At 52.0% G+C, this 22,342-nt stretch carries 22 protein-coding genes and 2 tRNA genes; 6 read left to right on the forward strand and 18 right to left on the reverse strand.

Features of this window, described 5'->3' with window-relative positions:
* Window positions 1-5: 5 nt before the first annotated feature.
* From wecA to trxA, 4 genes are all read right to left on the reverse strand, one after another.
* A complete protein-coding gene (gene wecA / locus H9644_RS19515; protein WP_064530527.1) occupies window positions 6-1,109 on the reverse strand; it encodes a UDP-N-acetylglucosamine--undecaprenyl-phosphate N-acetylglucosaminephosphotransferase in 1,104 nt (367 codons plus the stop codon).
* A gap of 238 nt (window positions 1,110-1,347) precedes the next feature.
* A complete protein-coding gene (rho, locus tag H9644_RS19520; protein ID WP_001054527.1) occupies window positions 1,348-2,607 on the reverse strand; it encodes a transcription termination factor Rho in 1,260 nt (419 codons plus the stop codon).
* A gap of 87 nt (window positions 2,608-2,694) precedes the next feature.
* On the reverse strand, window positions 2,695-2,793 hold the full coding sequence (rhoL, locus tag H9644_RS19525; RefSeq protein ID WP_032145636.1) for a rho operon leader peptide RhoL: 99 nt from the start codon (window positions 2,791-2,793) through the stop codon (window positions 2,695-2,697).
* 139 nt (window positions 2,794-2,932) lie between these two features.
* Window positions 2,933-3,262 (reverse strand): thioredoxin TrxA, encoded by a 330-nt coding sequence (gene trxA / locus H9644_RS19530; RefSeq protein WP_064530526.1) that lies wholly within the window; start codon window positions 3,260-3,262, stop codon window positions 2,933-2,935.
* A gap of 130 nt (window positions 3,263-3,392) precedes the next feature.
* Here trxA and rhlB point away from each other — a divergent pair, with 130 nt between their 5' ends.
* A complete protein-coding gene (rhlB, locus tag H9644_RS19535) occupies window positions 3,393-4,658 on the forward strand; it encodes an ATP-dependent RNA helicase RhlB (protein WP_064530525.1) in 1,266 nt (421 codons plus the stop codon).
* A 135-nt stretch (window positions 4,659-4,793) separates the two neighbouring features.
* The gene (gene gppA, locus H9644_RS19540; RefSeq protein ID WP_191776149.1) at window positions 4,794-6,278 is read left to right on the forward strand and encodes a guanosine-5'-triphosphate,3'-diphosphate diphosphatase; all 1,485 of its coding nucleotides are present in this window, start codon (window positions 4,794-4,796) and stop codon (window positions 6,276-6,278) included.
* Between the two features lie 44 nt (window positions 6,279-6,322).
* Here the strand turns inward: gppA and rep are convergent, their stop codons facing one another.
* Complete coding sequence (rep, locus tag H9644_RS19545) at window positions 6,323-8,344, reverse strand: DNA helicase Rep (RefSeq protein ID WP_191776150.1); 2,022 nt, start codon at window positions 8,342-8,344, stop codon at window positions 6,323-6,325.
* 86 nt (window positions 8,345-8,430) lie between these two features.
* Between rep and ppiC the strand changes: the two genes are divergently transcribed.
* Window positions 8,431-8,712: a peptidylprolyl isomerase PpiC gene (gene ppiC, locus H9644_RS19550; RefSeq protein WP_001140258.1), complete on the forward strand. Its 282-nt coding sequence runs from the start codon at window positions 8,431-8,433 to the stop codon at window positions 8,710-8,712.
* A 45-nt stretch (window positions 8,713-8,757) separates the two neighbouring features.
* On the opposite strand, the gene ilvC is transcribed toward ppiC, so the two are convergent.
* On the reverse strand, window positions 8,758-10,233 hold the full coding sequence (ilvC, locus tag H9644_RS19555; RefSeq protein ID WP_064530522.1) for a ketol-acid reductoisomerase: 1,476 nt from the start codon (window positions 10,231-10,233) through the stop codon (window positions 8,758-8,760).
* A gap of 149 nt (window positions 10,234-10,382) precedes the next feature.
* Here ilvC and ilvY point away from each other — a divergent pair, with 149 nt between their 5' ends.
* Window positions 10,383-11,270, forward strand: coding sequence for an HTH-type transcriptional activator IlvY (gene ilvY, locus H9644_RS19560; RefSeq protein WP_191776154.1), 888 nt, complete (start codon window positions 10,383-10,385; stop codon window positions 11,268-11,270).
* 2 nt (window positions 11,271-11,272) lie between these two features.
* Here ilvY and H9644_RS19565 read toward each other — a convergent pair whose 3' ends face one another.
* The 9 genes from H9644_RS19565 to ilvL all read right to left on the reverse strand — a co-directional run bounded on the left by H9644_RS19565 (window position 11,273) and on the right by ilvL (window position 18,779).
* On the reverse strand, window positions 11,273-11,614 hold the full coding sequence (locus H9644_RS19565) for a helix-turn-helix domain-containing protein (protein ID WP_135403529.1): 342 nt from the start codon (window positions 11,612-11,614) through the stop codon (window positions 11,273-11,275).
* The gene (locus H9644_RS19570; protein ID WP_191776168.1) at window positions 11,611-11,928 is read right to left on the reverse strand and encodes a type II toxin-antitoxin system RelE/ParE family toxin; all 318 of its coding nucleotides are present in this window, start codon (window positions 11,926-11,928) and stop codon (window positions 11,611-11,613) included. Before H9644_RS19570 ends, H9644_RS19565 begins: the two co-directional genes overlap by 4 nt.
* 295 nt (window positions 11,929-12,223) lie before the next feature.
* Window positions 12,224-13,768: a threonine ammonia-lyase, biosynthetic gene (gene ilvA, locus H9644_RS19575; protein ID WP_191776171.1), complete on the reverse strand. Its 1,545-nt coding sequence runs from the start codon at window positions 13,766-13,768 to the stop codon at window positions 12,224-12,226.
* A gap of 2 nt (window positions 13,769-13,770) precedes the next feature.
* Window positions 13,771-15,621, reverse strand: a complete 1,851-nt coding sequence (ilvD, locus tag H9644_RS19580) for a dihydroxy-acid dehydratase (RefSeq protein WP_191776157.1) — start codon at window positions 15,619-15,621, stop codon at window positions 13,771-13,773.
* 64 nt (window positions 15,622-15,685) lie between these two features.
* Window positions 15,686-16,615 carry a branched-chain-amino-acid transaminase gene (gene ilvE / locus H9644_RS19585; RefSeq protein WP_000208520.1) on the reverse strand — a complete coding sequence of 310 codons (930 nt, stop codon included), beginning with the start codon at window positions 16,613-16,615 and terminating at the stop codon, window positions 15,686-15,688.
* Window positions 16,616-16,634: 19 nt separating this feature from the next.
* Window positions 16,635-16,898, reverse strand: coding sequence for an acetolactate synthase 2 small subunit (ilvM, locus tag H9644_RS19590; protein ID WP_000983257.1), 264 nt, complete (start codon window positions 16,896-16,898; stop codon window positions 16,635-16,637).
* On the reverse strand, window positions 16,895-18,541 hold the full coding sequence (ilvG, locus tag H9644_RS19595) for an acetolactate synthase 2 catalytic subunit (RefSeq protein WP_191776160.1): 1,647 nt from the start codon (window positions 18,539-18,541) through the stop codon (window positions 16,895-16,897). The genes ilvM and ilvG overlap by 4 nt, the downstream gene beginning before the upstream one ends.
* 2 nt (window positions 18,542-18,543) lie before the next feature.
* The gene (gene ilvX, locus H9644_RS19600; protein ID WP_001387183.1) at window positions 18,544-18,594 is read right to left on the reverse strand and encodes a peptide IlvX; all 51 of its coding nucleotides are present in this window, start codon (window positions 18,592-18,594) and stop codon (window positions 18,544-18,546) included.
* A gap of 86 nt (window positions 18,595-18,680) precedes the next feature.
* On the reverse strand, window positions 18,681-18,779 hold the full coding sequence (gene ilvL, locus H9644_RS19605) for an ilv operon leader peptide (RefSeq protein ID WP_001311244.1): 99 nt from the start codon (window positions 18,777-18,779) through the stop codon (window positions 18,681-18,683).
* Between the two features lie 349 nt (window positions 18,780-19,128).
* Between ilvL and H9644_RS19610 the strand changes: the two genes are divergently transcribed.
* Window positions 19,129-20,649 carry a YifB family Mg chelatase-like AAA ATPase gene (locus tag H9644_RS19610; protein WP_191776163.1) on the forward strand — a complete coding sequence of 507 codons (1,521 nt, stop codon included), beginning with the start codon at window positions 19,129-19,131 and terminating at the stop codon, window positions 20,647-20,649.
* A gap of 24 nt (window positions 20,650-20,673) precedes the next feature.
* Here H9644_RS19610 and maoP read toward each other — a convergent pair whose 3' ends face one another.
* Complete coding sequence (gene maoP, locus H9644_RS19615) at window positions 20,674-21,012, reverse strand: macrodomain Ori organization protein MaoP (protein ID WP_000841001.1); 339 nt, start codon at window positions 21,010-21,012, stop codon at window positions 20,674-20,676.
* A 118-nt stretch (window positions 21,013-21,130) separates the two neighbouring features.
* Between maoP and hdfR the strand changes: the two genes are divergently transcribed.
* Entirely contained in the window at window positions 21,131-21,970 is an 840-nt protein-coding gene (gene hdfR / locus H9644_RS19620) for an HTH-type transcriptional regulator HdfR (RefSeq protein WP_064530516.1), read from the forward strand.
* Window positions 21,971-22,064: 94 nt separating this feature from the next.
* Here the strand turns inward: hdfR and H9644_RS19625 are convergent.
* Window positions 22,065-22,140 (reverse strand) — tRNA-Trp (locus tag H9644_RS19625).
* 8 nt (window positions 22,141-22,148) lie between these two features.
* Window positions 22,149-22,225, reverse strand: a tRNA-Asp gene (locus H9644_RS19630).
* Window positions 22,226-22,342 lie beyond the last annotated feature (117 nt).

Below are 22,342 nucleotides of genomic sequence, written 5' to 3' on the forward strand. Positions count from 1 at the left end.
TCGTTTTATTTGGTTAAATTAGGGCTGCCGTCACGGTTTCTGCGCAGTCGACGTTTCACGCGTTTGATGAAGCGAGCAACCTTCCAGGCACGCTTAATGCAATAGCCATAGAGGAAGAATGCTAGCAAAAAGAGCACCAGCATGACCCATTCCGGGACAAAATGAGAATATTCTGCCAGTACGCCAATGGATGCGAGTAGCGCTGCAGCAAGGGTAATCAACACAAACGCCTGACGAGAAGTAAATCCGGCGCGCATGATCAAATGATGAATGTGCTGTCGATCAGGTGAGAATGGACTCATGCCTTTACGCAAACGACGATACATAATCGCCACCATGTCCATCAGCGGGATAGCAATGATCCATAAGGCGGTAACCGGGCTGATTGGATGTGTGGCTCCCTGGGTAGTTTCCAACAGGATCCAGATAACCGTAAAACCAATCAGCGTACTACCCGCATCGCCCATAAAGACTTTGTAGCGACGCCCCAGAATACCAAGGTTGAGCATGATATAAGGCAGGATGGCAGCGATCATGGCAAAGCACCAGATAGCGAGGCTGGTTTGCCCGTCGAACCACAAAATCATACCGATTGCCGCAAACGAGACACAGGATAACCCGCCCAGCAAGCCATCAATACCATCGACCATGTTGAAGGCATTAATCGCCGCCCAAACAGCAAACAGCGTCAGGAAGTAACCAAACGGTCCGAGCACCATCTCCCAGGAGCCAAAGATATAACCAAGGCTACTAAGATAAAGCTTACCGAACACCATCATAACAATGCCAACAGCTGCCTGTATGGTGGCACGGATTTTTACGCTGATATCAAAACGGTCATCCAGTGCGCCAATGAACACCAGTACACCAGCACAAGCCAGGTAGAGAGCTGCATGTGGAATATAGTAATCGACAATTCCGAACGTGAAGCAAATCCCTGCGTAAACCGAAATACCCCCAACGAGCGGTATCAATCCCTGGTGACGTTTGCGGAAATTAGGTTTATCCACTAAACCGACTTTTTTTGCCACCTTGCGGGCAAAAAACAGAAACAGTGTCGTGAATAAAAAAATACTGATGAGATCAGTACTCACTGTCAGTAAATTCACAATGCATGCTCTCAGAGAAAATTATTAGCTGAAGTATACCCACGAAGACCTTTATTCAGAAGGGAAACTACTTTCTGAACTCACCAGGCTTGTGCAAAAATCAACCAATCGGTATGTAAATCGCATAAAACACCCGCAAAAACCAGGAATTTTCACACCACCACAGGTATACCGCTAAGATTACAGATATAAAAGCAAAACGCCACGTAAACACGTGGCGTTTTGTAGTAACGCTAACTTATGAGCGTTTCATCATCTCGAAGAAATCATCATTGGTCTTGGTCATCGCAAGCTTATTAATGAGGAATTCCATTGCGTCGATTTCGCCCATCGGGTGAATGATTTTGCGCAGGATCCACATTTTCTGCAGCTCTTCCTGAGTGGTAAGCAACTCTTCTTTACGAGTACCGGAACGGTTGTAGTCGATTGCCGGGAAGACGCGTTTTTCAGCGATCTTACGAGAGAGGTGCAGTTCCATGTTACCTGTACCTTTAAACTCTTCGTAGATAACTTCGTCCATTTTGGAGCCAGTATCGATAAGCGCGGTTGCGATGATGGTCAGGCTGCCGCCCTCTTCCACGTTACGTGCTGCACCGAAGAAGCGTTTCGGACGATGCAGGGCGTTGGCATCCACACCACCGGTCAACACTTTACCGGAGGCCGGGACGACGGTGTTGTAGGCACGAGCCAGACGAGTGATGGAGTCGAGCAGAATAATAACGTCTTTCTTATGCTCAACCAGGCGTTTTGCCTTCTCGATAACCATTTCAGCAACCTGAACGTGGCGTGATGCTGGTTCGTCGAAGGTAGAAGCAACAACTTCACCTTTAACCAGACGCTGCATCTCGGTCACTTCTTCCGGACGTTCGTCAATCAGCAGTACCATCAGTACACAGTCTGGATGGTTGTAAGCGATGCTCTGAGCAATGTTCTGCAGCAGCATAGTTTTACCCGCTTTTGGCGGCGCCACAATCAGACCACGTTGCCCACGACCGATAGGCGATGCCAGATCCAGTACGCGTGCGGTTAAATCTTCGGTAGAACCGTTACCACGTTCCATACGCAGACGAGAGTTTGCGTGCAGCGGCGTTAAGTTCTCAAAGAGGATTTTGTTACGGGCGTTTTCAGGTTTGTCGAAGTTAACTTCATTAACCTTCAGCAGCGCAAAATAGCGTTCACCTTCTTTCGGCGGGCGAATCTTACCAGAGATGGTATCACCAGTGCGGAGGTTGAAACGGCGGATTTGGCTAGGAGAAACGTAGATGTCATCAGGGCCGGCGAGGTAGGAGCTGTCTGCGGAACGGAGGAAACCAAATCCATCCTGCAATATCTCCAGTACGCCATCACCAAAGATATCTTCGCCACTCTTTGCGTGCTGCTTCAGGATGGCAAAAATAATGTCCTGCTTACGCATACGAGCCAGGTTTTCCAGCCCCATATTTTCGCCGAGAGTGATCAGCTCAGAAACCGGCGTATTCTTTAATTCGGTAAGATTCATAGTGGTGTGAGTTCTTAAACTTGGGGTAAATCTCGAACTTAATGTTGTGAATGGTATGGCAGGATCATCCATGCCTGTTTACGGTCATCAACTCATGTCTTTTCGCTGTCTGGTCACAGGAGAGTACGCAGAACTGAAACGACAAGATGGATTGAGTGACGAGCCAGAAATCTGTTCACTTCGCATTTAAGAAAAACAGGAAGCGTTGGATATTACAAGATTCAAACTTAATAAGGTATGTTTAATACGAAGTCAACATTAAGTTAGCATGACTCACGCCGGGCGTCCAGTTTTTAGCGACGGGGCACCCGAACATGAAATTCCCTTACGCCAGGTTAGCGTCGAGGAACTCTTTCAACTGACCTTTAGACAGAGCGCCCACTTTGGTTGCCGCCAATTCGCCGTTTTTGAACAGCAGCAGAGTCGGGATACCACGGATGCCGTATTTCGGCGCAGTGCCAGGGTTTTGATCGATGTTCAGTTTTGCAACCGTCAGTTTGCCCTGATATTCGTCAGCGATTTCATCCAGAATCGGGGCGATCATTTTGCACGGACCGCACCACTCTGCCCAGAAATCAACGAGGATCGCCCCGTCCGCTTTGAGTACATCCGTGTCAAAACTGTCGTCAGTCAGGTGAATAATTTTATCGCTCATATATAACTCCACAGGAATAAGCCTGGCGTGTTGGTTTCGTTGTTGGTGTAACATTAACCAACTAAAGGTTGACTTTATTTCACCGGATACGCTTTCGTAAAGCAATAGTAAGCTGATATTCTACCACACTATGAGCAAAACACATTTAACAGAACAGAAGTTTTCCGACTTCGCCCTGCATCCGAAAGTTGTAGAAGCCCTTGAAAAAAAAGGGTTTCATAACTGCACGCCCATTCAGGCACTGGCCCTTCCGCTAACGCTGGTAGGTCGTGACGTAGCCGGGCAGGCGCAAACCGGTACCGGAAAAACGATGGCGTTTCTTACGTCAACGTTTCATTATCTTCTCTCTCATCCCGCGATTGCCGATCGCAAGGTGAATCAACCGCGTGCCTTAATTATGGCACCGACGCGTGAACTTGCCGTGCAGATCCACGCCGACGCGGAGCCACTGGCGCAAGCTACTGGCCTGAAATTGGGTCTGGCTTACGGTGGCGACGGCTACGACAAACAGCTGAAAGTGCTGGAAAGCGGCGTTGACATTTTGATTGGCACTACGGGTCGTTTGATCGACTACGCCAAACAGAACCACATCAACCTCGGCGCCATTCAGGTAGTGGTGCTGGACGAAGCCGATCGAATGTACGATCTGGGCTTTATCAAAGATATCCGCTGGCTGTTCCGCCGTATGCCGCCTGCAAACCAGCGTCTCAACATGCTGTTCTCCGCCACGCTTTCGTACCGGGTACGTGAACTGGCGTTCGAGCAGATGAACAATGCCGAATATATTGAAGTGGAACCGGAACAGAAAACGGGCCACCGCATTAAAGAAGAACTTTTCTACCCTTCTAACGAAGAAAAGATGCGTTTATTGCAAACGCTGATCGAAGAAGAGTGGCCAGACAGAGCGATTATTTTCGCCAACACCAAACATCGTTGTGAAGACATCTGGGGTCACCTGGCGGCAGATGGTCATCGTGTTGGCCTGTTAACGGGTGATGTAGCGCAGAAAAAACGTCTGCGTATTCTTGATGAATTTACCCGTGGTGATTTGGATATTCTGGTTGCCACTGACGTTGCCGCGCGTGGCCTGCATATCCCGGCCGTAACGCACGTTTTTAACTACGATTTACCGGATGACTGTGAAGATTACGTTCACCGTATTGGTCGTACCGGTCGCGCTGGCGCAAGTGGTCATTCCATCAGCCTGGCATGTGAAGAATATGCATTGAATTTGCCTGCCATTGAAACCTATATTGGTCACTCTATCCCGGTAAGCAAATACAATCCGGACGCATTGATGACCGATCTGCCAAAACCGCTGCGCCTCACACGCCCGCGTACAGGCAATGGTCCGCGTCGTACTGGCGCTCCGCGTAATCGTCGTCGTTCAGGTTAAATAAAAAATGGCATACTCAAAATCATTCAAACTGTATCAAGATGGCAAGAGAATGAATCCCGATGCGCATACTGTAGTAAGTGATTTGGGTGAAAGAACGCTGCCAACGCAAAGACAGATTGAAGGATGAAGAGTATGGGTTCCACCTCGTCACTTTATGCCGCTATTGATCTCGGTTCGAATAGTTTTCATATGCTGGTTGTGCGCGAGGTGGCTGGCAGTATCCAGACGCTGACGCGAATTAAACGTAAAGTACGTCTGGCTGCTGGCCTGAACAACGAAAATGCCCTGTCTAACGAAGCAATGGAACGCGGCTGGCAATGCCTGCGCCTGTTTGCTGAACGTTTGCAAGATATCCCTCCCTCGCAAATTCGCGTTGTCGCCACGGCGACGTTACGTCTTGCCGTCAATGCTGGTGATTTCATCGCTAAAGCGCAGGAAATCCTTGGTTGTCCGGTACAGGTCATTAGCGGTGAAGAGGAAGCACGCCTGATTTATCAGGGTGTTGCTCACACCACTGGCGGAGCCGATCAGCGCCTGGTGGTGGATATCGGCGGCGCCAGTACTGAGCTGGTAACCGGCACCGGCGCACAAACGACTTCCTTGTTCAGCCTGTCGATGGGCTGCGTTACCTGGCTGGAACGCTATTTTGCCGATCGTAATCTGGGGCAAGAAAACTTTGTCGCTGCCGAACAAGCTGCGCGCGAAGTGCTACGTCCAGTTGCCGATGAATTGCGCTATCACGGCTGGAAAGTGTGCGTTGGTGCTTCCGGCACCGTGCAGGCTTTGCAGGAAATCATGATGGCGCAGGGAATGGATGAACGCATTACCCTTGCGAAATTGCAGCAACTGAAACAGCGCGCTATTCACTGTGGCAGGCTGGAAGAGCTGGAAATCGAAGGGCTGACGCTGGAACGCGCGTTAGTATTCCCGAGTGGTCTGGCGATCCTGATAGCAATTTTTACCGAGCTGAATATCCAGTGTATGACGCTGGCTGGCGGCGCACTGCGTGAAGGCCTGGTTTACGGCATGTTGCATCTGGCGGTCGAGCAGGATATTCGCAGCCGTACGCTACGTAATATTCAACGTCGCTTTATGATTGATACCGATCAAGCGCAGCGTGTGGCGAAACTCGCCGCTAACTTATTCGATCAGGTCGAAAAAACCTGGCATCTTGAAGCGATTAGCCGCGATTTACTGATCAGCGCCTGTCAGCTTCATGAAATTGGCCTGAGCGTTGATTTCAAACAAGCGCCGCAACATGCCGCTTATCTGGTGCGAAATCTGGATCTTCCCGGTTTTACTCCCGCGCAGAAAAAGCTGCTGGCGACGTTATTACTCAACCAGACGAATCCGGTCGATCTCTCATCGCTGCATCAGCAAAATGCCGTACCGCCGCGCGTCGCAGAACAACTCTGCCGTTTACTGCGCCTGGCCATCATTTTTGCCAGCCGTCGTCGTGATGATTTAGTACCAGATATTAAATTACAGGCTGATCATGAGCAGTTGATCTTAACACTGCCACAAGGTTGGCTGACCCAGCATCCGCTGGGGACAGAGGTTATCGATCAGGAAAGCCAGTGGCAGAGCTATGTCCACTGGCCGCTGGAAGTGCTTTAACATGTAATGTGCCGGATGCGATGCGGCATCTTATCCGGCCTTGATTATTTCCCTCGTTTTGCCGCCATCATCGCTTTCAGATTTGCCAGATGGTTTTGTCCTTTCTGCATCCGTTCTTCGGCGCTAACCACTTTACGCTCTTGCTCCCAAATCAAATCATCCTGCGGCAGCTCCAGTAAGAAGCGGCTCGGCTCCGGACGCACCAGTTCGCCGTACTGACGACGCTCTTTACACAGCGTAAAGGTTAATTCCTTCTGAGCGCGGGTGATGCCAACATAGGCTAGCCGCCGCTCCTCATCGATATTGTCTTCATCGATGCTGCTCTGGTGCGGCAAAAATCCTTCTTCCATACCGACCATATAGACATAAGGAAACTCCAGCCCTTTAGATGCGTGCAGAGTCATCAGTTGCACCTGATCCAGTTCTTCCTCGCTTTCACCCCGTTCCATCATGTCGCGCAGAGTAAAGCGCGTCACCACCTGGGTGAGCGTCATCGGCTCATCCAGTTCGCTACCTTCCAGCATCTCCGTCATCCAGCTAAATAACTGGTTCACGTTCTTCATGCGCATTTCGGCGGCTTTCGGGCTGGGCGATGTTTCATACAACCAGGATTCATAATCCATCCCGTGGATCAGATCACGCACCGCAGCAATCGGTTCCCGCTCCGCCAGGCGCTGGATTTCCGCCAGCCAGTGAGTAAAGCGGGTCAACGCCTCATAACCACGTCCACTAAGTGTCTGACTCAACCCCATATCAAAGCTGGCGGTAAACATGCTTTTATTGCGCGTCATCGCCCACTCGCCCAGCTTTTTCAGCGTCGCCGGGCCAATCTCTCGTTTCGGCGTATTAACAATACGCAAGAACGCGCTGTCATCGTCCGGGTTGGTTAACACGCGCAGATAAGCCAGCAAGTCTTTGATTTCTGGTCGCGAGAAAAACGACGTACCGCCGGAAATTTTGTACGGGATGCGGTTTTGCATCAGGAATTTTTCAAATACCCGCGACTGATGGTTGCCGCGATAAAGAATGGCGTAATCTTTGTATTGCGTTTTATTGACGAAGTGATGCGCGATCAGCTCGCCGGTGACGCGCTCGGCTTCATGTTCTTCGTTATTCGCGCTTAATACTTTTAGCTCCGTGCCATAGCCCAGTTCGGAGAACAGACGCTTTTCAAAGACGTGCGGGTTATTGGCGATCAGGATATTCGCCGCTTTCAGAATACGCCCAGAAGAGCGGTAGTTCTGCTCGAGCTTAATCACCTTCAACGCCGGGAAATCCTGGCTTAACAGCACCAGGTTTTGCGGACGTGCGCCGCGCCAGGAGTAGATCGACTGGTCGTCATCGCCCACCACGGTAAAGCGCGCACGACTGCCCACCAGCAGTTTCACCAGTTCATATTGGCTGGTGTTAGTGTCCTGATATTCGTCCACCAGCAAGTAGCGGATTTTGTTCTGCCAGCGTTCGCGTACTTCTTCATTGCGTTGCAGAAGTAGCGTCGGCAATAAAATCAGATCGTCGAAGTCGAGAACGTTGCACGCTTTCAGGTGCGCATCATACAGTCCATAACAATGGGCAAAAATACGATCCCGCTCGCCCTTTGCATCAGCCGCCGCCTGCGCCGGAGTTTTGAGATCGTTCTTCCAGTTAGAGATGGTTGAAATCAGCTGTTGCAAGAGAACTTTATCATCTTCAATCAGCCCCTCGGTCAGCTCTTTGAGCAACGCCATCTGATCGGTATCGTCAAACAGCGAAAAGTTCGCTTTCATTCCCAGCGCCGCATATTCGCGCTTGATGATATCCAGCCCTAATGTATGGAAAGTGGAGATCATCAGCCCACGCGCCTCTTTGCGCCCCAGCGTCTGCCCCACACGCTCTTTCATCTCGCGCGCCGCTTTATTGGTAAAGGTCACCGCCGCGATATGCCGCGCCTGATAACCGCAACCGCGGATCAGATGGGCGATTTTATTGGTAATAACACGAGTTTTACCGGATCCCGCGCCCGCCAGCACCAGGCAGGGGCCGGTAACGAATTCGACAGCTTGTTGTTGGCCGGGGTTTAGACGCATAGAAAAATCGCTCAATGAAAGTCGGGAGGGGAAAATAACAGCGTGGTAGTATAGCCAGCCTCATCCTTACCACTCAAGGCACGATCATGGCAAAAACAGCAGCAGCACTGCATATCCTTGTAAAAGAAGAGAAACTGGCTCTTGAACTTCTCGAGCAGATTAAGAACGGCGCCGATTTCGGCAAGCTGGCGAAGAAGCACTCCATTTGCCCGTCAGGCAAACGCGGCGGTGATTTAGGTGAGTTCCGCCAGGGTCAGATGGTTCCGGCGTTCGATAAAGTCGTTTTCTCTTGTCCGGTACTGGAACCAACCGGCCCGCTGCACACCCAGTTCGGTTACCACATCATTAAGGTGTTGTACCGTAATTAACAGCAAGGCCTTCTCCGGAAGAAGGCCTTGAACTCTGAATCGCTATTAACTCGCAACCGCAATGCGTTTCATATCCGTCATATAGCCACGCAGTTTCTTACCTACCTGCTCAATCGCATGGCTACGAATCGCTTCATTTACATCACGCAGTTGCGCGTTATCTACCGCGCCTTCCGGAATAACTTTACCAAGGTCACCCGGCTGCAACTCTGCCATAAACGGTTTCAACAGAGGCACACAAGCGTAAGAGAACAGGTAGTTACCGTACTCGGCGGTATCGGAGATAACCACGTTCATTTCATACAGACGCTTACGGGCAATGGTGTTGGCAATCAGCGGCAGTTCGTGCAGTGATTCATAGTAGGCGGATTCTTCAATGATGCCGGAATCCACCATCGTTTCGAACGCCAGCTCAACGCCCGCTTTCACCATCGCGATCATCAGTACGCCTTTATCGAAGTACTCCTGCTCGCCGATTTTACCTTCAAACTGCGGCGCAGTTTCGAACGCGGTTTTACCCGTCTCTTCACGCCAGGTCAGCAGTTTCTTATCGTCGTTGGCCCAGTCTGCCATCATGCCGGAAGAGAATTCGCCGGAGATGATGTCGTCCATATGTTTCTGGAAAAGCGGTGCCATGATCTCTTTCAGCTGTTCAGAGAGCGCGTAAGCACGCAGTTTCGCCGGGTTAGAGAGACGGTCCATCATCAGGGTGATGCCGCCCTGTTTCAGCGCTTCGGTGATGGTTTCCCAGCCGAACTGAATCAGTTTTTCGGCATATGCCGGGTCGGTGCCTTCTTCCACCAGCTTGTCGAAGCACAGCAGAGAACCGGCCTGCAACATACCGCACAGAATAGTTTGCTCGCCCATCAGGTCAGATTTCACTTCCGCAACGAAAGAAGATTCCAGCACGCCCGCACGGTGACCACCAGTTGCCGCAGCCCAGGCTTTGGCAATCGCCATGCCTTCGCCTTTCGGATCGTTTTCCGGGTGAACGGCAATCAGCGTCGGTACGCCGAATCCACGTTTGTACTCTTCACGCACTTCGGTGCCTGGGCATTTCGGCGCAACCATCACCACGGTGATGTCTTTGCGGATCTGCTCGCCCACTTCTACGATGTTGAAACCGTGAGAGTAGCCCAGCGCCGCGCCGTCTTTCATCAGTGGCTGTACGGTGCGCACTACATCAGAATGCTGCTTGTCTGGCGTCAGGTTAACCACCAGATCCGCCTGCGGGATCAGCTCTTCGTAAGTGCCAACTTTAAAACCGTTTTCGGTCGCTTTACGCCAGGACGCGCGCTTCTCAGCGATCGCTTCTTTACGCAGGGCGTAAGAGATGTCCAGACCAGAATCACGCATGTTCAGGCCCTGGTTCAGCCCCTGTGCGCCACAACCGACGATGACCACTTTTTTACCCTGAAGGTAGCTCGCGCCGTCAGCGAATTCGTCGCGGCCCATAAAGCGACATTTGCCCAGCTGTGCCAGCTGCTGGCGCAGGTTCAGTGTATTGAAGTAGTTAGCCATGGTGATTCCTCGTGATGTTGTGCTTCTTATTGTTCGGTTCGCGTTTGCGAGATTGAATTCACTATATGACAGGAAATTTATTGCGGAAATTGATATATTCACAACATCACATTGCAATTTCTGCAACGTCAAAATCGAGGGCAGCGCCTGTGGATTTACGCGATCTGAAAACCTTCCTACATCTGACGGAAAGCCGCCATTTTGGGCGTAGCGCGCGGGCAATGCACGTCAGCCCCTCCACGCTCTCCCGGCAGATTCAACGCCTCGAAGAAGACCTCGGTCAGCCGCTGTTTGTACGCGATAACCGCACGGTAACGCTCACCGAAGCGGGCGAGGAGCTACGCGTTTTCGCCCAGCAAACACTGTTGCAGTATCAGCAACTGCGCCACACCATCGATCAGCAAGGTCCGTCGCTCTCTGGCGAATTACATATCTTCTGCTCGGTGACCGCTGCCTACAGCCATCTGCCGCCGATTCTCGACCGATTCCGCGCGGAGCATCCGTCTGTGGAGATCAAGCTCTCCACAGGTGATGCGGCGGATGCGATGGAAAAGGTCGTCACCGGAGAAGCAGATCTGGCGATTGCCGGGAAGCCGGAGACTCTGCCAGGCGCGGTGGCGTTTTCGATGCTGGAGAATCTGGCAGTGGTGTTGATTGCGCCCGCGCTGCCCTGCCCGGTGCGTAATCAGGTTTCAGTAGAGCAACCGGACTGGTCGACGATTCCCTTCATCATGGCCGATCAGGGACCGGTGCGCCGCCGCATTGAACTGTGGTTCCGACGCAACAAAATCAGCAACCCGATGATTTACGCCACGGTCGGCGGGCATGAAGCAATGGTGTCGATGGTAGCGCTCGGCTGCGGCGTGGCCTTGTTGCCAGAAGTGGTGCTGGAAAACAGCCCCGAACCGGTGCGTAACCGCGTAATGATTTTAGAGCGCAGCGATGAGAAAACGCCGTTTGAACTGGGCGTGTGTGCACAAAAAAAGCGGCTGCATGAGCCGCTGATTGAGGCGTTCTGGAAGATTTTGCCGAACTAGTTTTACGGCCCCACCATTACCCGAACGGGCTTACCAATACGACTCAGCATATTCACCAGAGCATCGATGGTGAATTTGCTGCATTTCTTGTTGACGACATCCGAAACGCGCGGTCGGGATATATGCAAAACTGTAGCAACCTCGGCTTGCTTCATCTGGTTTTGCGTAATCCAGAGGGTAATTTCTTCCATGAGCTGTTCTTTGATGGCTAACGTGTTTTCGATTTCACTCAGGGAATCAGCGTAAAGCTTTTCTGCTTCCTGCTTATCAAACCCCAAATCAGCAAAAACATTACCGCCAGATGGCGTCACATGGCGAATATCACTATCAGTTTTGGCAATCACAGGCTGTTTCTCCGTTGTTGCACCACCCGGTTATAACGCGTTCTGGCGATGTTTTTATCGTGCTGGCTGGTGTGTTGCGTCTGTTTTTGAAAGCTATGCAAAACGTAGAGCGCTTCTGCAAACTTAGCAACATACATAACTCGCCAGGTACCATTGTTGTCACGAATCCGAATTTCATTCACACCTGCCCCAATATCTGAAAACGGTTTCCAGTCATCGGGCTCAATTCCGTACTGAATTTTGTGAAGCTGATAACCGACTGCTTTACGTACCGTTACAGGAAAAGTCAGGAGATCCTCCAGAGAAGATCCCACCCATCGAATTTCTTTTTCATTGGGGAGAGCTCGGGTGAGTAACATAACATCCTTGTGTATAAAATTTTATACATTGCGTTTAACAGGTGCAAGTGATAGCGGTGCTAACGATAGGGTGAACAGAGTTTCACCACAAGCAGGTTAAGCGTCTTCTGGAAAACGTCTCGCAAAATTGGATGACTGGATGCTTCGGCCTGGCAGAAAAGCCCAATAAACTGAGGGAAGGTTGTATCTGGGTATTAGAGGATGAATCAGGCCCACTTTACTTTGTGGGCCTGAAAACCGAAACGCTGAATTAACCCGCCAAAAAGAACCTGAACGCCGGGTTATTGGTTTCGTCGTGGCAATCGTAGCCCAGCTCATTCAGCCGGGTTTCGAAATCCGGTTCATGATCGCCCAGTTCAAATGCAGCCAGTACGCGCCCAAAGTCAGTGCCGTGGCTGCGATAGTGGAATAGGGAGATATTCCAGTGCGTGCCTAACGTGTTAAGAAAGCGCAGCAGCGCACCCGGTGATTCCGGGAATTCAAAGCTGTACAGGCGTTCCTGCAACGGATGCGATGGACGCCCGCCGACCATATAGCGCACGTGCAGCTTCGCCATTTCATCGTCGGAGAGATCGACCACGCTGTAGCCGCCATCGTTGAGCATCTGCAAAATTTCTTTGCGCTCTTCGAGGCCGCGGCTTAAGCGCACGCCGACAAAGATGCAGGCGTTTTTGGCATCGGCAAAGCGATAGTTGAACTCGGTGACCGAGCGCCCGCCAAGCAGCTGGCAGAACTTCAGGAAGCTGCCCTTCTCTTCCGGGATGGTTACCGCCAGCAGCGCTTCACGTTGTTCACCCAGTTCGCAGCGTTCCGAGACGTAGCGCAGGCCGTGGAAATTGACGTTGGCACCGGAAAGAATATGCGCCAGCCGCTCACCGCGAATGTTGTGCTGGGCGATATATTTTTTCATCCCTGCCAGCGCCAGCGCGCCAGAGGGTTCCGCCACCGCGCGCACATCTTCGAACAGGTCTTTCATCGCCGCACAGATAGCATCGCTATCGACGGTGATGATGTCGTCGAGAAACTCCTGGCACAAACGGAAGGTTTCATCGCCGATACGTTTTACCGCAACGCCTTCAGCGAACAGTCCCACACGCGGCAAATCAACCGGATGACCGGCATCCAGCGCCGCTTTCAGGCAGGCGGAGTCTTCCGCTTCTACGGCGATCACTTTGATTTGCGGCATCAGTTGTTTGATCAACACCGCCACACCCGCCGCCAGACCTCCGCCGCCAACCGGCACAAATACGCGGTCGAGATGGGCATCCTGCTGGAGCAGTTCCAGCGCCAGCGTACCTTGCCCGGCAATCACCATCGGATGATCGAACGGCGGCACCCAGGTGAAGCCCTGCTGCTGCGACAGTTCGATTGCTTTGGCTTTCGCTTCGTCAAAGTTCGCACCGTGGAGCAGTACTTCGCCGCCAAAGCCGCGCACCGCGTCGACTTTGATATCGGCGGTGGCGGTTGGCATGACGATCAGCGCCTTCACGCCTAACCGCGCGGAAGAAAACGCCACACCCTGCGCGTGGTTACCCGCAGATGCGGTGATCACGCCGTGTGCTTTTTGTTCTTCCGTCAGCCCCGCCATCATGGCGTATGCACCGCGCAGCTTAAAGCTGTGCACTGGCTGGCGGTCTTCGCGCTTCACCAGAATCACGTTATCAAGACGCGACGACAGCTTTTCCATTTTCTGTAGCGGCGTGACCTGCGCCGCCTCGTAGACCGGCGCGCGTAGCACTGCTCTTAAATATTCGGCGCCTTCCGGGGCGCCGGACAGGGGTTGCGAATCAGCCATCATTAACCCCCCAGCTTCGATTTATCGCGCACCGCACCTTTATCGGCACTGGTCGCCAGGCTGGCGTAGGCACGCAGGGCAAAGGAAACCTGGCGTTCACGGTTTTTCGGCGTCCAGGCCTGCTCACCACGGGCTTCCTGCGCTTCACGACGCGCGGCAATTTCCTGGTCGCTCAGTTGCAACTGAATGCCGCGGTTAGGAATGTCGATTTCTATCAGGTCACCATCTTCAATGATCGCAATATTGCCGCCGCTCGCCGCTTCCGGTGAAACGTGACCGATGGAAAGGCCAGAGGTGCCGCCGGAGAAACGACCATCGGTTACCAGCGCACAGGCTTTGCCGAGGCCCATGGATTTCAGGAAGGTAGTCGGGTAGAGCATTTCCTGCATGCCAGGGCCACCTTTCGGACCTTCGTAACGGATCACCACGACATCACCCGCGACGACTTTACCGCCGAGGATCGCTTCAACCGCGTCGTCCTGGCTTTCGTACACTTTCGCCGGGCCGGTGAATTTGAGGATGCTGTCATCGACGCCTGCGGTTTTCACGATGCAGCCGTTTTCCGCAAAGTTACCGTAGAGTACCGCCAGGCCGCCGTCTTTGCTGTACGCGTGCTCCAGCGAGCGGATACAGCCATTAGCGCGATCATCATCGAGAGAATCCCAACGGCAATCCTGCGAGAATGCCTGGGTCGTACGGATACCCGCCGGGCCAGCGCGGAACATATTTTTCACCGCATCATCCTGGGTCAGCATAACGTCGTATTGTTCCAGCGTTTGCGGCAACGTCAGGCCAAGTACGTTTTTCACATCACGGTTCAGTAACCCAGCCCGATCCAGCTCGCCGAGAATGCCGATAACACCGCCTGCGCGGTGAACATCTTCCATATGGTACTTCTGAGTACTCGGCGCGACTTTACACAGCTGCGGTACCTTACGGGAGAGCTTATCGATATCACTCATAGTGAAGTCGATTTCCGCTTCCTGCGCCGCCGCCAGTAGGTGGAGAACAGTGTTGGTAGAGCCGCCCATCGCGATGTCCAGCGTCATGGCGTTTTCAAACGCCGCCTTGCTGGCAATGCTGCGCGGCAGGGCGCTTTCGTCATCCTGCTCGTAGTAACGTTTGGTCAGTTCGACGATGCGCTTCCCGGCGTTGAGGAACAGTTGCTTGCGGTCGGCGTGGGTCGCCAGCAGCGAGCCGTTGCCCGGCTGCGACAGGCCCAGCGCTTCGGTCAGGCAGTTCATCGAGTTAGCGGTGAACATCCCGGAACAAGAACCGCAGGTTGGGCAGGCTGAACGTTCCACCTGATCGCTCTGGGAGTCAGAGACTTTCGGGTCTGCGCCCTGGATCATCGCATCGACCAAATCGAGTTTGATTATCTGATCGGACAGTTTTGTTTTCCCGGCTTCCATCGGGCCGCCGGAAACAAAGATCACCGGAATATTCAGGCGCAGCGAGGCCATCAGCATCCCCGGGGTGATTTTGTCGCAGTTGGAGATACAGACCATGGCGTCGGCGCAGTGAGCGTTCACCATATACTCGACGGAATCAGCGATCAGCTCGCGAGATGGCAGTGAATAAAGCATGCCCCCGTGGCCCATGGCGATCCCATCATCCACCGCAATGGTGTTGAACTCTTTGGCAACGCCGCCAGAAGCTTCAATTTGTTCAGCGACCAGTTTACCGAGATCGCGCAGATGGACGTGACCCGGCACAAATTGAGTGAACGAGTTCACAACAGCGATAATCGGCTTGCCGAAATCGGCGTCGGTCATTCCAGTGGCGCGCCACAGCGCACGAGCACCCGCCATATTACGACCATGAGTGGTGGTGGCGGAACGGTACTTAGGCATACTTTATTTACTCCCAGTGTCTGTCTCGTAAATGGGACGGTGCGTGCCGTCCCATTTTTTGTATTTATTGATTAACTTGATCTAACCAGCCCCATTTATCTTCGGTTTCGCCGGTGAAGAGGCCGAAGAAGGCTTGCTGGATGCGTTTGGTGACCGGGCCGCAGCGGCCTTCGCCCACCTGAATACCGTCTACGCTGCGTACTGGTGTGATTTCAGCCGCCGTACCGGACATAAACACTTCATCCGCCAGGTACAGAGATTCGCGCGACAGCACCTGCTCACGCACTTCAATTCCCAGCTCTTTCGCCAGTTTAATGATGGCGTCGCGGGTAATACCCGGCAGCGCGGAAGAGGTGAACGGCGGGGTGAACAGCACGCCGTCTTTCACTTCAAACAGGTTTTCCCCTGCGCCTTCCGAGATATAACCATTCACATCCAGTGCGATACCTTCCTGATAACCGTGACGGCGCGCTTCGCTACCCACCAGCAGAGAAGAGAGGTAGTTACCACCGGCTTTTGCCGCCGTCGGGATGGTGTTTGGTGCTGCGCGGTTCCAGGAGGAAACCATCGCGTCGATCCCCTGCTCCAGCGCTTCTGCGCCCAGATAGGCTCCCCACGGGAAAGCGGCGATAATCACGTCGGTGGAGTATCCCGCTGGCGGGTTAACGCCCATACCAACATCACCAACGAAGATCAGCGGACGGATATAGGCGCTGGTGAGATTGTTTTTGCGGATCACGTCACGGCAAGCTTCCATCAGCTCATCAATGCTCTGCGAAACCGGGAAGCGATAGATTTTGGCGGAGTCATGCAGACGCTGCATATGCTCACGATGGCGGAATACAACCGGTCCTTTGTGCGAGTCGTAGCAACGGATGCCTTCAAAAACCGAAGTGCCATAGTGCAGCGCGTGCGACATCACATGCACCTTCGCGTCTTCCCAGCGAACCATCTCCCCATTGAACCAAATGTAATCAGCTTTCTTCGTGGTCATTTTTATATTCCTTTTGCGCTCAGGCGCGGATTTGTTGTGATGTGGTTGTGCTCTGGCAGATGGCAACGTGTGCGACGTCCACCAGTTTATTTAACTGACTAAACAGTAAGTCGACCGAACGTGGGCTGGCAACGGTCAATTCGATATTTATATTTTGTGCATCGCTGGCGGTGGCCATATTCATTGAGCAGACGTGGAAACCACGATGACGCACCACGCGTAAAACACGTTCTAAGGTTTCCGGATTGAAGCGAGCCGATACATTGACCTGATGTTGCATCATGATAATTTCTCCAACATTTCTGAATTACTGGCGCCAGGCGGCACCAGCGGCCAGACGTTCTCAAGTTCGTCGATTGAGACATGAAGCAGGTATGGCCCATCACTGTTCAGCATGGTGTCGATTGCCGCTTCAACCTGGTCTTTACGGGTGATGTGTTGGCCAGGGATGCCGAAGGCGCTGGCTAACATGAGGAAATCTGGGTTATCGGTAAGAGTGGTTTCGCTATATCGTTCCTGGAAAAACAGTTGCTGCCATTGTCGAACCATCCCTAACCGCTGGTTATCGAGTAAGACGATTTTCAACGGTAACTGCTTACGTTTTACGGTGCCGAGCTCTTGTACATTCATCATGAAAGAGCCGTCACCGGAGATACAAACGACGGTATCGTTCGGTCGCGCGACTTGCGCGCCCACCGCCGCTGGTAAACCGAAACCCATAGTGCCTAAACCGCTGGAGGTGATGAAATTTTCCGGGCGAGTGTGGGCGATATGCTGCGCAGCCCACATCTGGTGCTGCCCCACATCTGTGGTCACAACGCAATCCGCAGGTTTACGATCCGACAGTTGTTTTAACAACAACGGCGCGTAGATAGCGTCACCGGGATGGTCGTAACGCCAGGCATGTTCATCACGCAGCTGTGCGCAATATTGCTGCCAGCCATTGATATTTAACGGCTGCCGTAATGCTGGTAACAGAGCATTTAAATCACCCTGTAATGCCACATGCGCCTGGCGCAGCTTGTTCATTTCTGCCGGGTCGATATCCATATGGATAACACTGGCGTGCGGCGCGAAGGTGTTCAGTTTGCCGGTCACCCGGTCATCAAAACGAGCGCCTACGGCGATCAGCAAGTCACACTCCTGCACCGCGAAGTTCGCCGCTTTGGTGCCGTGCATACCCAGCATCCCAAGATAGTACGGATAATCCGTGTCAACTGCGCCCAGTCCTTTCAGCGTGCAAGTTGCAGGCATTTTTGTGGCAGCGAGAAATTCATGCAGCGCAGGAACCGCACGCGCCATACCGACACCGCCACCGACATACAGCATCGGTTTTTGCGCTTTTGCCAGCATCTGGCGCGCTTGCTCGACTTCTGCATGTGGGAAAGTCACTTCGTTTTCAACGGTGGTGAACCACGGTTCCAGGTCACCGCAGGCTAACTGGATATCTTTTGGGATATCGACCAGGACCGGACCAGGACGACCTGAGCTGGCGACGTCAAACGCTTCGGCCATGATGCGCGGCAACTCTTCCAGCGACTGTACCAGGAAGCTGTGTTTGGTACAGGCTAACGATAATCCCAGGACATCAACCTCCTGAAATGCGTCGGTGCCGATGAACGGTGCGGATACCTGACCAGTGATGGCAACGACAGGGATAGAATCTAACAGCGCGTCCGCCAGCCCGGTGATCAGATTGGTTGCGCCCGGACCAGACGTGGCGATGCACACACCAGTTTTGCCAGTAGCACGAGCATAACCGATAGCCGCCATTGCCGCGCCTTGCTCGTGTCGGCACAGCAAGTGTTCCACGCCGCCGTCATACAATGCATCGTAAACCGGCATAATTGCGCCACCCGGATAACCGAAAACGGTGTTCACACCCTGTGCTCGCAACGCATGTACCACCCACTGTGCGCCATTCATAGTTAGTTCCCCGTCCTGAATCTTGAGAAACAGAATTTTGTGCTGTTATTCATTGTCTGCTCCTCGGTTATGTTTTTAAGGTCAAAAAAAACCCCCGGACCTTTCGGTGCGGGGGTCTTAGTTCGTTAAGGCTTGATCTCTAAGCCTTTCCTCGTCCAAGTGCAGCCCCGCACGGTGGGATAATAATCACCACCACGCTAATCACGACCAGGCTAATCACTCGTAGAAGGGCTGTCATTTTGTCTTTTCTTGCATCTTGTTCGAAGGAATGCCTAAAGAGTTACCATAGATTTTGCAAATAGCACAAGATATTTTTTAATCACACATTGTTGCTTTCCCAATTATTTCGATAAAAACCATTGTTTTTCATATAAAAAAAGGTGAGTGAAAAAAATTCAATTTCCGTATGTTTCTTGCCCTCGCCCAGAGACTAATTTTTTACTTCTCATTTTTGCGAGTGTTATTCCATCACTCATACAACTCAGATCACGTTACATAAATAAACGGGAATCAGCCGCTAATTAACGCAATCTGGCAGACTACAGCAGTGATCTCTTATGCACATAATGGTGGCTCAAGGAGGGCTTATGTCACTGTCAATTGTTCATACTCGTGCAGCTCTGGGAGTAAACGCTCCCCCGATCACTGTTGAGGTTCATATCAGTAAAGGTCTACCAGGATTAACGATGGTGGGCTTACCAGAAACAACGGTAAAAGAAGCACGCGATCGCGTGCGCAGCGCCATTATTAATAGCGGATATGAATATCCGGCAAAAAAAATCACCATTAATCTTGCACCAGCCGACCTGCCGAAAGAAGGAGGGCGATATGATTTACCTATCGCTATTGCTTTACTGGCAGCCTCTGAACAGCTTACAGCCAATAAGTTGCATGAATATGAATTAGTCGGAGAACTGGCGCTTACAGGCGCTCTGCGCGGCGTTCCCGGCGCAATCTCCAGTGCAACTGAAGCCATTAAGTCGGGCAGAAAGATTATCGTCGCGAAAGATAACGAAGCCGAAGTGGGGTTAATTAATGGTGAAGGGTGCTTGATAGCCGATCACTTACAAGCAGTCTGTGCGTTTCTCGAAGGTAAGCATGATCTCGAACGTCCAGCACCTACTGATTCGGAGTTCAGGGTATTACAACATGATCTCAGTGATGTTGTGGGCCAGGAGCAAGGAAAGCGAGGGCTAGAAATTACCGCCGCAGGGGGCCACAACCTTTTACTGATTGGGCCACCAGGAACAGGTAAAACAATGCTCGCCAGTCGCATTAATGGCTTGCTGCCAGATTTAAGCAATGAAGAAGCTCTGGAAAGCGCTGCAATATTAAGCCTGGTGAATGCCGAATCAGTGCAAAAGCAGTGGCGACAGCGCCCGTTCCGTTCACCTCATCACAGTGCGTCGTTAACTGCGATGGTCGGCGGTGGTGCAATTCCCGGGCCTGGTGAAATTTCTCTGGCGCATAACGGCGTGCTTTTTCTTGATGAACTACCTGAATTTGAACGGCGTACATTGGATGCCTTGCGGGAACCAATTGAGTCCGGGCAGATCCATCTTTCACGTACGCGGGCCAAAATAACCTACCCGGCCCGTTTCCAACTTGTCGCGGCGATGAACCCCAGCCCTACCGGACATTATCAGGGGAACCATAACCGCTGCACACCAGAACAAACTCTGCGTTATCTCAACCGACTCTCTGGTCCCTTTCTTGACCGCTTTGACCTTTCACTGGAGATCCCACTACCGCCCCCAGGAATTTTGAGTAAAGCGGTAGTGCTGGGGGAAAGCAGCGCCACTGTTAAACAACGCGTAATGGCCGCCAGAGAGCGCCAATTTAAGCGGCAGAATAAACTGAATGCCTGGCTGGATAGTCCGGAAATACGCCAATTCTGCAAGCTTGAGAGCGAAGACGCACAGTGGCTGGAAGAAACGCTGCTTCATCTGGGATTATCGATTCGTGCCTGGCAGCGATTACTGAAGGTGTCGAGAACTATCGCTGATATTGATCAGTCTGACGTCATCACACGCCAGCATTTACAGGAGGCAGTTAGCTATCGAGCTATCGATCGCTTGCTTATTCATTTACAAAAACTACTGACATAAAAAAAGGGCATTTCGCCCTTTTTATTAATCGTCGGAATCCGTGTAGTCTTCAGCACCTTCGACCTGCGGTTTACCGCCAGAAAGGGTGTGAAAACGTTTTGGACGCTTGATACGCGTCATATACTTGGACCACACGCGTTCTGCTTCTGTCACTGGCTCACGTTCGCCACGGCATACTGCTACGAAGAGTTTCTCTTCTTCGGTAACCGGCTCGCGTTTGCCGAGATCCAGCTCATTGAAGGCATAACCATGACGTTCAAGCAGTTGTGCCTCTTTGATGGTGAAATCACCATGACGAGAGAATCCACGTGGATAATGTTTATTGTCGAAATATCGATTAGTCGTCGTAAAGCTTTCCGCCATCCTGCACGCTCCTAATTCTTTGACCGAGCTAGTTATGGCGCGGAGTATTAGTTACGCTTGACAGAGTGTAAAACAAAACATTTAAATCATAACGACAAATAATTTTGCGGAGAGCACTGTGGATACGGAATTGTTAAAAACTTTCCTGGAAGTTAGCCGAACGCGTCACTTTGGTCGAGCGGCTGAATCGCTCTATCTGACCCAATCAGCTGTGAGCTTTCGAATCAGACAACTGGAAAATCAACTGGGTGTGAATCTTTTCACCCGCCACAGAAACAATATCCGTTTAACCGCTGCCGGAGAAAAGCTTCTGCCTTATGCAGAAACGCTCATGAGCACCTGGCAGGCCGCCCGTAAGGAGGTGGCGCATACCTCACGGCATAATGAGTTTTCTATCGGTGCCAGCGCCTCGCTGTGGGAGTGTATGCTTAATCAGTGGCTGGGACGCTTGTATCAACATCAGGATGCCCACACAGGCCTGCAATTTGAAGCGCGGATTGCCCAACGACAGTCTCTGGTAAAACAACTACATGAACGTCAGCTTGATCTGCTTATTACCACTGAAGCGCCCAAAATGGACGAGTTTAGTAGCCAGTTGTTGGGACATTTCACTTTAGCGCTCTATACCAGCGCCCCCTCTAAGTTAAAGGGGGATCTTAACTATCTGCGTCTGGAATGGGGACCGGATTTTCAACAGCATGAGACAGGTTTGATCGGTGCTGATGAAGTCCCAATTCTGACAACCAGTTCTGCTGAACTGGCACAACAACAGATTGAAATGCTTAATGGCTGCACCTGGCTGCCGGTAAGTTGGGCGCGTAAAAAAGGCGGATTGCATACTGTTGTCGATAGCACGACTCTTTCACGACCGCTCTATGCCATATGGCTGCAAAATAGCGACAAACACGCGTTGATTCGAGATCTTTTGAAAATTAACGTACTGGATGAAGTGTATTAATCTGAATGGCTGGCAAGGACGCCGGTGGAAGGATTTACTTAGGATGGGTTATTTCAGATAAAAAAAATCCTTAGCTTTCGCTAAGGATGATTTCTGGCAGGGGCGGAGAGACTCGAACTCCCAACACCCGGTTTTGGAGACCGGTGCTCTACCAATTGAACTACGCCCCTAATTAGGGTGGCGGAACGGACGGGACTCGAACCCGCGACCCCCTGCGTGACAGGCAGGTATTCTAACCGACTGAACTACCGCTCCACCGAATTCTTTTACAACCACCGGTTTTATGACCGGCTTACTGCTTAATTTGATGCCTGGCAGTTCCCTACTCTCGCATGGGGAGACCCCACACTACCATCGGCGCTACGGCGTTTC

The organism is Escherichia whittamii, from assembly GCF_014836715.1.
Taxonomy (GTDB): Bacteria; Pseudomonadota; Gammaproteobacteria; order Enterobacterales; family Enterobacteriaceae; genus Escherichia; species Escherichia whittamii.